9 protein-coding genes are annotated in these 12,718 nt (G+C 65.8%); all 9 read right to left on the minus strand.

Annotation, left to right across the window (positions count from 1 at the left end; genetic code table 11):
• Nucleotides 1-3: 3 nt before the first annotated feature.
• The 9 genes from fliI to DFO50_RS05125 all read right to left on the minus strand — a co-directional run bounded on the left by fliI (nt 4) and on the right by DFO50_RS05125 (nt 12,333).
• A complete protein-coding gene (gene fliI, locus DFO50_RS05085; RefSeq protein ID WP_112692150.1) occupies nt 4-1,407 on the minus strand; it encodes a flagellar protein export ATPase FliI in 1,404 nt (467 codons plus the stop codon).
• On the minus strand, nt 1,394-2,206 hold the full coding sequence (locus DFO50_RS05090; protein ID WP_158537404.1) for a FliH/SctL family protein: 813 nt from the start codon (nt 2,204-2,206) through the stop codon (nt 1,394-1,396). Before DFO50_RS05090 ends, fliI begins: the two co-directional genes overlap by 14 nt.
• 4 nt (nt 2,207-2,210) lie before the next feature.
• A complete protein-coding gene (gene fliG / locus DFO50_RS05095) occupies nt 2,211-3,209 on the minus strand; it encodes a flagellar motor switch protein FliG (protein WP_028497668.1) in 999 nt (332 codons plus the stop codon).
• Nucleotides 3,202-4,914: a flagellar basal-body MS-ring/collar protein FliF gene (gene fliF, locus DFO50_RS05100; protein ID WP_112692152.1), complete on the minus strand. Its 1,713-nt coding sequence runs from the start codon at nt 4,912-4,914 to the stop codon at nt 3,202-3,204. The genes fliG and fliF overlap by 8 nt, the downstream gene beginning before the upstream one ends.
• A gap of 128 nt (nt 4,915-5,042) precedes the next feature.
• A complete protein-coding gene (gene fliE / locus DFO50_RS05105; RefSeq protein ID WP_028497666.1) occupies nt 5,043-5,378 on the minus strand; it encodes a flagellar hook-basal body complex protein FliE in 336 nt (111 codons plus the stop codon).
• Nucleotides 5,375-6,790: a sigma-54 dependent transcriptional regulator gene (locus DFO50_RS05110; RefSeq protein WP_112692153.1), complete on the minus strand. Its 1,416-nt coding sequence runs from the start codon at nt 6,788-6,790 to the stop codon at nt 5,375-5,377. The genes fliE and DFO50_RS05110 overlap by 4 nt, the downstream gene beginning before the upstream one ends.
• Before the next feature lie 4 nt (nt 6,791-6,794).
• Nucleotides 6,795-7,475, minus strand: a complete 681-nt coding sequence (locus DFO50_RS05115; RefSeq protein ID WP_028497664.1) for a chemotaxis protein CheB — start codon at nt 7,473-7,475, stop codon at nt 6,795-6,797.
• Nucleotides 7,472-11,644: an EAL domain-containing protein gene (locus DFO50_RS05120; RefSeq protein ID WP_158537405.1), complete on the minus strand. Its 4,173-nt coding sequence runs from the start codon at nt 11,642-11,644 to the stop codon at nt 7,472-7,474. Before DFO50_RS05120 ends, DFO50_RS05115 begins: the two co-directional genes overlap by 4 nt.
• A 284-nt stretch (nt 11,645-11,928) precedes the next feature.
• Nucleotides 11,929-12,333, minus strand: a complete 405-nt coding sequence (locus DFO50_RS05125) for an OsmC family protein (RefSeq protein ID WP_028497663.1) — start codon at nt 12,331-12,333, stop codon at nt 11,929-11,931.
• Nucleotides 12,334-12,718 lie beyond the last annotated feature (385 nt).

The following is a 12,718-nucleotide window of genomic DNA, read 5'->3' on the forward strand; positions in this document are numbered from 1 at the left end:
GGCTCACTGGCCCGTGACCTGCACCAGCCCGGCGAGCGAGGTCTCGAAGTCGCTGGCCTCGCCGGCCGGCTGGATCAGGTAGGCATTCATGGCCGGTTCGAGGCGGATGGCCTCGTCCAGCAGGCGGTCGGCGCCGGGCACGTAGGCACCGACGCTGATCAGGTCCAGGTTGCGCTGGTAGCGCGAATAGAACTGCTTGAAGCGGCGGGCGGCGTCCAGGTGTTCCTGCGGGACGACGTCGGCCATGACCCGGCTGATCGACTGTTCGATGTCGATGGCCGGATAGTGGCCGGATTCGGCCAGCCGGCGACTGAGCACGAAGTGGCCGTCGAGAATGGCCCGTGCACTGTCGGCAATCGGGTCCTGCTGGTCATCGCCCTCGGACAGCACGGTATAGAACGCGGTAATCGAGCCACCGCCCGGCCGGCCGTTACCGGCCCGCTCGATCAGTTGCGGCAGCTTGGCGAACACGGACGGCGGATAGCCCTTGGTGACCGGCGGTTCGCCGATGGCCAGGGCGATTTCGCGCTGGGCCATCGCATAGCGGGTCACCGAGTCCATCAGCAGCAGGACGTCCAGTCCCTGGTCGCGGAAGTACTCGGCCAGCGCGGTCGCATAGGCGGCACCGTGCAGGCGCATCAGCGGCGGCGAGTCGGCCGGCGCGGCGACCACGACCGAACGGGCGAGGCCTTCCTCGCCGAGAATGGCTTCGATGAAGTCCTTGACCTCGCGGCCCCGCTCGCCGATCAGCCCGACCACGACCACGTCGGCACGGGTGTACTTGGCCATCATGCCGAGCAGCACCGATTTGCCGACACCGGAGCCGGCGAACAGGCCGAGACGCTGGCCGCGGCCGACCGTCAGCAGGCCGTTGATGGCGCGCACGCCGACGTCCATGCTGTTGCGCACCGGGTCGCGGTCGAGCGGATTGACCGGCTGCGAGTACAGCGGATAGAAATCGTCGGCCAGGATCTCGCCGCCGTCGTCGAGCGGTCGCCCGAGCGAGTCGACGATGCGCCCCAGCAGTTTGAAGCCGACCGGCACCCGTCGCCCGCCAGCCTGGTCGGACGGCGCCTGGCTGTGGCCGAAGCGCGGCGGCGAATGCACGATCAGCGGTTCGACGGCAATGCCCGGCATCAGGCCGTGCACGTTGTTGACCGGCATCAGGAACAGGGTATCGGTGTTGAAGCCGACCACTTCGGCTTCAACCCGCCGGCCGTCCGGCAGGCAGACCGAACAGGCGCCGCCGACCGGCAGCCGCAGCCCGGCCGCCTCCATCACCATGCCGGTGACGCGCGTCAGCTGGCCGTTCGGTCGCGACAGGTCCGCCGTGCGCACGGTGTCGCGGCAGGCGGACAGGTAATCACTCCACGGATGGCCGGATTGGCCGGTCTCAGCGGACGACATGATCCGCCTCGACGTCACCCGGCACCGGTTCGGCGCCGAGCGCTTCACCCAGCGCTTCGCGCCGGGTGGCCAGGCGCAGGTCGATCCGCCCGCTGGGCAGGTCGATCAGGCAGCCGCCGCGTCCGACCGAGGCGTCGGGAATGTACTGCCAGCTGGCATCGGCCGCCTCGCGTTCGATCACGCGGCGCGCGACGATCAGGTCGTCGGGATGCACGCGCAGCCGGGCCTGCTTCAGCGAGCCGGCCAGATTGGCCAGCGCCCCGGTCAGCAGCGGTTCCAGGGCATCCTCGCAGGCCGCCACGTGCGCGCCAACCAGCCGGTCCGCACATTCCAGCGCCAGCGACAGCAGTTGCGGCGCCAGGTCGGACTCCAGCTGGGTCAGCGAGGTTTCCAGCCGTGTGCGCAGCGCCTGCAGCAGCGCCAGTTCGGCCTGCAGCTCGGGGCGCAGTTCGTCATGTGCCGCAACTTTGCCTTCTTCGCGGCCCTTGTCCAGACCTTCGGCGTGACCGGCCTCGAAACCGGCCTGCCATGCTTCCTGGTGAATGGCTTCCAGTTCGGCGGCGGTCGGGTACGACGACAGCGTTTCCGGCTCGATGTCGACCTCTTCGGTCGGCACATCGACGCCGCGCGGATCGATTTCCGGCTCGTCGACGACTTCCGGTTCCGGCTCGGCCACGACTTCCGGCGCGACCGGATCCAGGCGCGCGCGGGCCTTGGCCGGCGTCAGAAACGCCGGGGGGGCCGGGGGCTCTATGGGGCGAAGGTCCCAACGCTGCCACGCAGCGTCTTCGCCTGACACGGGCTTATTCGACAACACCTTCCTCGCCACCCTTGCCGCCCAGCACTATCTGGCCGTCGTCGGCCAGTTTGCGAACGATCTTGAGAATTTCCTTTTGCTCGGCCTCGACCTCGGACACCTTGACCGGTCCCTTGGCCTCCAGGTCGTCCTTGAGCATTTCCGCGGCCCGCGACGACATGTTCTTGAAGATCTTGTCCTTGAGGGTCTCGCTGGTGCCCTTGAGGGCGGTAATGAGGCTTTCGCTGGAGACTTCGCGCAGCAGCACCTGGATCGACCGGTTGTCGATATCGCACAGGTTCTCGAACACGAACATCTTGTCCTGGATGCGCTGGGCCAGATCCGGGTCGTGCTCGCGGATCGATCCCAGCGCGGCGCCTTCGACCTGCGCCCCCATGAAGTTGAGGATTTCGGCCGCCAGCTGCACGCCCCCCATGGCGCTCTTCTTGATCCGGTCGGAGCCGGACAGCAGCTGGGTCAGCACGTCGTTCAGTTCGCGCAGCGCCTGCGGCTGCACGCCTTCGAGTGTGGCGATACGCAGCAGCACGTCGTTGCGCAGCCGCTCGGTAAAGTTCGACAGGATCGCGCTCGACTGGTCCGGGTCCAGGTGGACCAGGATGGTGGCGATGATCTGCGGGTGCTCGTTGCGGATCAGGTCGGACGCGCTGGACGGGTCCATCCACTTCAGGCTTTCGATGCCGGTGTGGTCGTTGCCCTGGGTAATCTTGTCCAGCAGGTTCGAGGCCTTGTCCTCGCCCAGCGCCTCGGTCAGCACGCTGCGCAGGAATTCGTCGGACGAGTCGATGGACGCGCGCATCCGCGCTTCGTCCTTGAACAGCTGGGCGGCCTGGATGATCTCGTCGCGGCCAAGGTTGCTGATCTGCGTCATCAGCGTCGAGATCTTCTGCACTTCCTTCGGCCCCAGGTACTTGAACACCTCGACGGCATCCGCCTGACCGAGACTGAACAGCAGCACGGCACTGCGCCGGATACCCGCATCACTCATCGTTGCTCACCCATTCCTTGATGATCTGGGCCGCCATGCGCGGATCGTTGCGCACGACCTGTCGGGCAGATTCCAGCGCCATTTCGTATTCACGGCGCGCCACTTCGACCGGGTCGTCGCTCGGCAGGCCGCTGTCGGTGCTGCTGATGGCGACGCCGTCGGCATCGACTTCCGCCCCTTCCATGCCCGGCGGCAGCGGCACTTCCTTCGGCCGGATGATGTCGCGCACCACCGGACGGACCACGCCGAACAGCAGGTACAGCACCACCAGCAGCAGGAAGCCGTACTTGAGCACGTCGCTGAGGTTGTTGGTCACGTAGTCGACGGCACGATCCTGCAGCGACAGCCGTTCCGGACCGGTGGCGGCAAAGCTGGCATTGACCACGTTCAGCGAGTCGCCACGGGTCTGGTTGTAACCCATCGCTTCACGAACCAGATCCTGGATCTGCTTGATTTCCTTGTCCGACAGCGGCGTCGGGCGCTCGACGCCATCCTTGCCGGCAGCGAGCTTGTAGTTGACGACCACGGCGGCGTTCACGCGCTTGATCGAGCCGACCGGCTGCTTGACGTGCTGGATGGTGCGGTCAAGCTCGTAGTTGGTCGTGTTGTCCTTGCTGCTCTTCAGCGGCGGCTGCGCCGCCTGGCCATTGGCCGGCGTCGGCATCAGTCCGGCCTGGGTGCCCGGCGGCAGCGTGATCGGCGCGGCGGCGGCCGACGGCGGCTGGTTCGACAGCGCGCCCGGCACGCCCCCCTGCGGATCGGTCACGCGCGTGGACGATTCGGACGTCTGCTGGCTGCGGATCGCAGCCGCATTCGGCGGGGTGTTCGGGTTGAAGTTTTCCGAGGTCTGCTCGGTTTCGGAGAAGTCGAGCGCGGCGGTGACTTCGGCGCGCACGTTGCCGGCGCCGACGATCGGTTCGAGGATGGCCTCGATGCGCTTGGTCAGTCCCTGCTCCACCTGACGCACATAGTCGAGCTGGCGGCGCGACAGGCCGGACAGGCCGTCATCCAGATCCGGGTGCTTGGAGATCAGGTTGCCTTCCTGGTCGACGATGGTGATGTTTTTCTGCGACAACCCCGGCACCGCGGACGCCACCAGGTTGCGGATCCCGGCAATCTGCCCGGCATCGAGGATGAAGCCGGGACGCAGCGTCAGCATCACCGACGCGGTCGACGGCTGCTGCTCGCGCACGAATACGCTCTGTTTCGGGATGGCGAGGTGAACGCGGGCGTGCTCGACCACGTCCAGCGACTCGACCGTACGCGCCAGTTCACCTTCGACGGCGCGCTGGTAGTTGACCTGCTCGGCAAACTGGCTGATACCGAACTTCTGGTTGTCCATCAGTTCGAAACCGACGCCGGAGGCTTTCGGCAACCCCTGCGCCGCCAGTTTCAGACGAGTGTCATAGACGCGGGCGGACGGGATCTCGATCACGCCGCTGTCGGTCAGCTTGTACGGCACGTTCAGCTTCTGCAGCGCTTCGGTAATCTGCCCGCCATCGCGGTCGGACACGTTGCTGAACAGCACCTTGTAGGCCGGTTCGCGCATGTAGAAGTAGCTGCCGAGCAGGACGGTAAAAATGGCGGCGAGGCCACCGAGCAAGAGCATTTTCTTGTTCGGCGGCAAATCGCGATAACGCGCCATGCTTTCACGCACACGCGTCTGCATGGAGGGAGGGGGAGGCGAACCAGCCAATTCGGCCATGAGATAGACAATTCCGGACCCACCAGCCGAGCCGGCCGGCAGGAAAAGGTAGATCACAGAAAAACCGCGCAGTACACGGAGACCGACGCAGAACGGGAACGCGGAGGCTTTGCCCGGTTTTCGTTACATCAAATCTGGGTGTTCATGACTTCCTGATAGGCGGTCACCAGCTTGTTGCGCACCTGGACCATGGTCTGGAACGACAGGCTGGCCTTCTGCAGCGACAGCATTACGTCATGCAGGTTGACGCTTTCATCGCCAAGTTCGTAGCGCTTCTGCATGTCGACGCTGGTGCCCTGGGTCTCGGCGACCTTGTCGATCGACTGCTTCAGGATGTCGGAAAAGTCGACAGCCTTGCCTGCGCCATCCAGCGCGGCCGGTGCAGCAGCCGGTTTGCCGCTGGCCATCGCGGCAGCAGAGCGCAGTTCGCCCAGCAACTGATCGATACCTTGAATATTGTTCATTGATTCTCTCCGCGGTCGCCGCCGCAAGCCGGTTCGCTGGTCTCGACATCGCCCGTTTCGCGCCAACGGGCCAGTTTGTAACGCAAGGTTCGTTCGCTGATGCCCAGTCGTTCCGCCGCCAGGCGCCGCACGCCGTTCACGGCCTGCAGCGTGTCCAGAATGTACTGTTTTTCCAGACTGCGAATTCCCTGAGACTCAGTCTCATCAGACGATTTCGTCCGAACAATCTCGGACTTGAGCATTTGCCCCAGCTCTACAACAGTAGTTGCTGGTGCCGGCACCAGCGTGAAATGCAGGCTGTCGCAGTCAATTTCCTCACCGCATGCAAGAATTTCCGCACGCTGCAGGACATTTTCCAGTTCGCGGATGTTACCGGGCCAGTCATAGGCGGTCAATTTGGCGATGGCCGCCTGCGACAGCCCGGGGGACAGCCGCTTCGAACGCCGGGCCAGTCCGCACAGAATGCTCTCGGCCAGCGGCACGATGTCAGCGCGGCGCTGGCGCAGCGGCGGCAGGGTCAGCGGGAACACGTTGACGCGATAGTACAGGTCGGCGCGGAAGCGGCCGGCCGCGACTTCGCCGGCGAGATCGCGGTTGGTGGTCGCCAGGATGCGAATATCGAGCTTGACCGTGCGACTGCCGCCGACGCGTTCCAGCTCGCGCTCCTGCAGCACGCGCAGCAGTTTGGCCTGCAGCGACAGTGGCATTTCCGAGATTTCATCCAGCAGCAGCGTGCCACCCTGTGCCTGCTCGAACTTGCCCTGATAGGTCGCCACCGCACCGGTGAAGGCGCCCTTTTCGTGGCCGAACAGCGTCGACTCGAACAGCGCTTCGGGGATGGCCGCACAGTTGACGGCAATGAACGGCGCCAGCCGGCGCGGTGAATGGCAGTGCAGAAAGCGCGCCATGACTTCCTTGCCGACGCCGGATTCGCCATTGATCAGCACGGTCGCCTCGCTGGCGGCGACGCGGCGGGCCAGTTCGAACACATCGCGCGACGCCTTGGCGACCGCGACCACGGCCGGCGGCTGCGACTCGTCGGCCGGCAGGGTCATCCGGTGGCGGTTGACTTCGGCCAGCAGGACATCGGGTTCGAACGGTTTGGTCAGGTAGTGGCAGGCGCCGGCACGCAGCAGGTCGACGGCACGATCGACCGCGCCATAGGCGGTCATCAGCATGAACGGCACCTGCAGCGCACGGCGACGAATCTCGTGGAACAGCCGGTAACCATCCATCGGTTTCATCTGTCCGTCGGACAGCACCAGTCCCACTGCTTCGTGGCGCAGCACACTCAGCGCTTCCTCGCCGTCGCCGGCCGTCAGCACCTGCAGTCCGCCCAGTTCGAGCGTATCGACCAGCGCTTCGCGCAAGGCGACGTCGTCTTCCACGACCAGTATCGGCAACTCCGCCATTCGTTTACTTTCCTCCGGGTGCAGGCCGGCGCGCCAGACACTCCATGATTCGTCCGCCAATGCGGTCCAGCGGCAGCACTTCATAAGCGGCCCCCAGCGCGATGGCTTCTTTCGGCATGCCGAAAACCACCGAGCTGGCTTCGTCCTGGGCCAGGGTATAGGCCCCGGCCTGCTTCATTTCCAGCAGCCCGCGCGCGCCGTCGCGGCCCATGCCGGTCAGGATCACGCCCAGTGCGGCACTGCCGCTTTCGTTCGCGGCGGAGCGGAACAGCACGTCGACCGACGGCTTGTGCCGGTTGACCTCCGAACCGCGGTCCAGCACCGCCATCCAGTTGGCCCGCCAGCCGGCCATCAGGTGGGCATCGCCGGGCGCAATATACGCGCAGCCGCGTTGCAGCGGTTCGTTATGCTCGGCTTCCTTGACCCGTATCCGGCACAGGCCATCGAGCCGCGCGGCAAACGAACGGGTGAAGTTCGGCGGCATGTGCTGGGCGACAAGGATAGGCGGGCAATCGGGAGACAGGGCCGACAACACTATTTTCAGCGCCTCGGTCCCCCCGGTGGATGCGCCGATAAAGACCAGCGGCGGGCGGACCGGCGGCGGACGGGTGCCTCGCGGCAGGATGACATCTGCGTCATAGCTGGGAGCAACCTGGATAATCGTGCTCGGGGACGCTTCTTTCACACTTCACTCCTGAAGCCATCATGGCGTACGGTTTCGGCCAGTTCCATTATCGGTAACGGCCGCGAAATCAGGAAGCCCTGTACTTCGTCGCAGCCCTGCCCGCGCAGGAACTGCCACTGTGATTCGGTTTCCACGCCCTCGGCCAGCACCTGGACGCCGAGGCTGTGTCCCAGGCCGATAATGGCGTTGACGATAAGGGCATTATCGTCGTCCACACCGATATCCTGCACAAAGGAACGATCAATTTTGATCTGGTCCAGCGGAAAACGCTTGAGGTAGGCGAGACTGGAATAGCCGGTGCCGAAATCGTCTATCGACAGCGACAGGCCGCGCGCCTTCAGTTCGGACAGCACGGCTTCGGTTTCGCGCAGGTCTTCCATCAGCACGCTTTCGGTCGCTTCGACCTGCAGCCAGCACGGCGCCAGCCCGGTCAGCGCCAGGGCACGGTCGATGGTGTCGACCACATGCGCAGTAAACTGCCGCGCCGACAGGTTGACGGCAAAGGTGATCGGCGGCAGCCCGTCTTCCTGCCAGGCTCTGGCCGCCTGACAGGCGGTATGGATCACCCAGTCGCCGATCGGCACGATCAGCCCGGTTTCCTCGGCGATCGGGATGAAGCGCGCCGGCGAGATCAGCCCCTGCTCCGGATGTTTCCAGCGCAACAGCGCTTCGACGCCGATCAGTTTCCCGCTGCGCATGTCGATCTGCGGCTGGTAGTGCAGTTCGAATTCCTGCCGGTCGAGCGCGCGGCGCAGCCCGTTTTCGATCACCAGGTATTCGCTGATGCGTTCGTTGATGGCCCGGGTGAAGAACTGGTAGTTGTTCCGGCCCAGCGCCTTGGCGTGGTACAGCGCGGCATCGGCGTGACGCAGCAGGGTGTCGATGTCGCGGCCGTCATGCGGGTACACGGCGATGCCGAGCGATGTGGTCACCATCAGGTCGGTATCGCCGACGTGTACCGGCGCGCTGACCGAGGCCCTGAGCTGGTCGGCCAGCCGGGCGAGGTCGTTGACCGAGTGCATGCCGGTCAGCACGACGACGAACTCGTCGCCGCCGTAGCGGCAGACCACGTCGCTGCTTCGCGTCTGGCGCGAGAAGCGCTGGGCGATCACCCGCAGCAGCCCGTCGCCGTAGCTGTGGCCGAGGGTATCGTTGATGTTCTTGAAGCGGTCGAGATCGCAGAACAGCACGCCGACCAGCGAGCCGTCACGGTCCGCCTGCGCCAGGGCGGCGTTCAGCCGTTCGTACAGCAGCGGCCGGCTCGGCAGGTCGGTCAGGTGGTCGTAATTGGCCAGCCGCAGTGCGCGCGCTTCGGCGGCTTTCAGGTCGGAAATGTCGACGAACATGCCTATATAGTGGGAAATCCGGCCCCCGGCATCGCGTGCGCTGGCGATCGAACACCACTCGGGATGGACCTCGCCGTTGGCGCGTCGCCCCGACACCTCGCCCTGCCAGTGTCCGCTCTGCGCCAGTGCGGCTGCCTGTGCGGTCAGCAGCGCGGGCGCCCCCTGCCAGCGATAGGTCATCGGCTGGCCGCATGCCTGCCCGGCCGCATAGCCGGTAATGGCGCAGAACGCGGCATTGACGCGGACGATCTCGCCCTGCGGGTCGGTGATGAACACCGCTTCGCGGCCGTGCTCGAACACCTGCGCCGACAGCGCCAGCTCCCGCTCGGCCGCCCGCTCGTCGGTCACGTCCTGTACCGACCCGATCAGCTGGATGGCACCGGCCGCCAGATCGTGGCGGTGGCTGATCAGCTCCAGGGTGCGCAGTTCGCCCTGCGCGGTCAGCACCTGGATATCGATCGACTTGCCGCTGCTCTCGCCGCGCAGCAGCTCGGCCAGCCGGCTCATGACCCGTCCGCGGCTCTCGGCAGTCATGAAGTCGAGTGCCACCGACAGTTCGACCTTCTCGTCCGCCGAGACCAGACCCAGCAACCGGTAGGTCTGCGGGGTCCAGAACAGGGTCAGTGTTTCCGGGTCCAGTTGCCAGCCGCCAATCCGCGCGGCGTGCTGGGTCTGGGCCATCAGCTGTGCCTGGCGCTCGCTGTCGGTGATGTCGCGCAGCATGCAGACCATGCCATCGAAGCGGCCCAGCGTATCGCGGTACGGCTCCAGGCTGATCTCGACATGGCGCGGGCCGCGCCCGCCATGGTTCACCCAGCAGCGCTCGCGCACGCTGTCGCCGCCCTGGCAGCGCGCGCGCGCTGCCGCCAGGTCCAGCGTCAGCCCCATGGCCCGGGCCCGCTCGGAAAACGGCCGGCCCAGCACGGCGGCACCATCGGTTCCCAGCCAGTCACGCATGGTCCGGTTGGCCAGCTCGATACGGTCATTGCGGTCGATGAAGGCCATGCCGTCCGACGTGGCTTCGACCACCTTGCGGAAGCGGCGCGCCGTTTCCTCGGCCTGCTTCTGCGGGCTCAGGTCGATCATGACGCCATGCATGCGCTGCGGCAGGCCGTCCTCGTCGCGCAGATAGACCTGCCCCCGGTCCAGCACCGGCAGGACACTGCCATCCGCGCGCAGCAGCCGGTATTCGGCGAAATACAGTGCGGTTTCGCCGCGCAGGTGGCGCCCGAGTTCATGCGCGACATGGGCGACATCCTCCGGATGCACACGGGCACCGCGGTCGCGGTAGCTGTCGGCCGGCATCGTATCCAGCCCGACCATGCCGAGCCAGGATGGCGAAAAATAGGCCCCGGGCAGCGCCAGGGTCAGCAGGCCGTCGCCGTCCGGCGAGCGCAGCGCAGCGCGCCAGGCGTCGCCGGACGGGAAAGTCAGGTCGAACACCATGTCGCCGGTCGCGGCAAATACCGCTTTCCAGCGCGCATCCTGTTCGGCCAGTTCATGTTCACGCTGTTTGAGTTCGGTAATGTCGACAAAGGACACGATCAGGGCAACTGACGCCGCCCCCTCGACATGCAGCGGCTCGACATGGGTGCGGACCCAGCACGGCGGCTGGCCGTCATCGCGCAGTACGCCGATGACGACATTGCGCACGGCCTGTCCGCCGCGCAGCACGCGTTCGGTCGGATAGTCGTCGGGGGCCAGCGCCCTGCCCTGCTCGTCGACCATGCGCCAGCGCCGGTCATTCAGCAGCATGCCGCCCGCTGCCAGTCCGGGCTGACCGAGAATGCGTTCGGCCGCCTGGTTGCCGACCAGAACCCGCCCGCCGCCATCCACCAGCAGCAACCCCTCGGACAGCGCCGAGACCATGGCCCGGTAGCGCGCCTCATTGACGGCCAGCGAGCGCTCGGCCCGCTGCAGCCGCTCGTCATGGCACCAGACCGCGATCAGCGCCGCGCAGGCGGCCGTGACCGGACGCAGACGTTCCCGCACCAGCAATTCGTCGCCATCATGCCGGGTGACCAGTCCCAGCAGGCCGACCTGCCGGCCGGCATGCATCAGCGGCACATGGATCAGGCGCCGCGCGCCGGCGACGCCGGACTCGCAGCAGGGACCGTCCACCGGCGCCCGCGGGTTTTCTCCACCGTCCAGCAGCAGCTGACGCAGGCAGGGCGGCAGCACGGCGCTGTCACAGCCACTGGCCAGGCAATCGGGTCCGTAGCGGCCGGTCGCCAGCGTGCGGGGCGGCCGGCCTTCGCAGACGTGGGCGATCAGCCCGCATTCGCTGCCGGTCAGCTCGACCAGATGGGTAATCAGATCAGTGAACACGCCCTGCTCGCCGTCGGCATGCAGCAGCCGCGACAGCGCGCCGGTCACCCAGTCCAGCAATGCATGGCCGTTGTCGCCGGCCGGCGTGTCGCGTTCGGTGACATCCTTCTGCATGCCGAGCAGGTAACGACCGTCCCCGAACTCCGCCGCCACCACGCTGAGGTCGTTCCAGAACACCGAGCCGTCGGCGCGGACATTCTTCAGTACGCCCCGGAACGGACGTCCGTCGGCCAGGCAGTCGCGCAGGCGCGCTCGGGTGACGGTGTCGTCATCGCCATATTGCAGGAAGCGGCCGTTGCGCCCCAGCACCTGGTGACGGCTGTAGCCGGTCAGCCGTTCGAATGCCGGATTGCAGTAGACGATGGGATGGCCGGGATGGTCGGCATCGACGATCACGGCACTGTGCTCGATACAGTCGAGCGCCTGGGTCAGAAAGCGCGGCGGCCCCGATTCCTGCCCGGATGAAGAGACGTTTTGAACGGTATATTCGTCCATACGACGGCGGAGGCATCCCTGCAAAGTCGAAAAAATCCCGGCGGGCCAGGGCCTCGCCGCGCACTCGTGTCGTCGTTGCCGCTCCCCCGCCGTCAGCGGAGGAAACAGGCCGGGAAACATTCTTTACCTGTTTGAGATTTTTTTCCACACCGATCAAGCCGGCAAGCATAAACCCTGCCAGCCCCCAAGCGGATCGTGCGCGAGTCCGGCCCCGACCACAAGGGGTGGACAGCAACCGCCTGCCCGGCCAGGGACAAGGCGGCGGGCGGGTTGTCTGCCCTGTCCTACTGGCAGTCCACAATCTCGAAGTCGTGGCTGAGGGTGGCCGTCTTGCCGAGCATGATCGAGGCCGAGCAGTACTTTTCCGCCGACAGGCTGATGGCCCGGCCGACATGTTCCGGCTTGAGGTCGCGTCCGTGGACAATGAAGTGGAAATGGATGCGCGTGAACACCTTGGGATCGCTGTCGGCGCGGTCGGCATCCAGCTCGACCTGCACGTCGCGCACATCCTGGCGGGCTTTCTTCAGGATGCTGACCACGTCGTAGCAAGTGCAACCGCCAGCGCCCATCAGCACCAGTTCCATCGGGCTGGCGCCAAACTGCTTGTCCGGGTCGATGACGACCCCATGGCCGCTTTCGGACTCGCCAAGGAAGCGGGTACCTTCGATCTGCTTCAGTCGTGCTTTCATGAATCAGGGACTTTCAATTCGCTATCGGAAACAGCGTTGAGAATACCCGACAGCGGAATCCGGCCGCCAGCCGTTTCCGCGGCAGGCCACCTGCTGCCGCCCCTGTCGCCACGCGCTTTCGCCACTACCACAGGGGCACCGCACGCCAGGCCGGAGAGCGTCAATGGCGATTCACTACCGCCTGTCTCCACCCGATATCCATTCATCGGAACGCGAGCAAATCGACTGGAAAAATAGCACGCTTGGCAGATACTGAGGAAAACCTTCAGTCCTCACCGCAAAGTCAGCGTCTCTATTCTGCCGGATCGCATTCCGCCAATGGCCATCGGCCCAGCAATACCGGTTTGCGCCCCCGGCCCGGCATGTCACGCCGTGAATCCGGATT

The organism is Microvirgula sp. AG722, assembly GCF_003269145.1.
Lineage (GTDB): Bacteria > Pseudomonadota > Gammaproteobacteria > Burkholderiales > Aquaspirillaceae > Microvirgula > Microvirgula aerodenitrificans.

Bases quoted from the DNA above. Each gene is read 5' to 3' on its own strand.
- fliI (WP_112692150.1), bottom strand. From the start codon at position 1,407: ATGTCGTCCGCTGAGACCGGCCAATCCGGCCATCCGTGGAGTGATTAC.
- fliG (WP_028497668.1), bottom strand. From the start codon at position 3,209: ATGAGTGATGCGGGTATCCGGCGCAGTGCCGTGCTGCTGTTCAGTCTC.
- fliF (WP_112692152.1), bottom strand. From the start codon at position 4,914: ATGGCCGAATTGGCTGGTTCGCCTCCCCCTCCCTCCATGCAGACGCGT.
- fliE (WP_028497666.1), bottom strand. From the start codon at position 5,378: ATGAACAATATTCAAGGTATCGATCAGTTGCTGGGCGAACTGCGCTCT.
- DFO50_RS05110 (WP_112692153.1), bottom strand. From the start codon at position 6,790: ATGGCGGAGTTGCCGATACTGGTCGTGGAAGACGACGTCGCCTTGCGC.
- DFO50_RS05120 (WP_158537405.1), bottom strand. From the start codon at position 11,644: ATGGACGAATATACCGTTCAAAACGTCTCTTCATCCGGGCAGGAATCG.
- DFO50_RS05125 (WP_028497663.1), bottom strand. From the start codon at position 12,333: ATGAAAGCACGACTGAAGCAGATCGAAGGTACCCGCTTCCTTGGCGAG.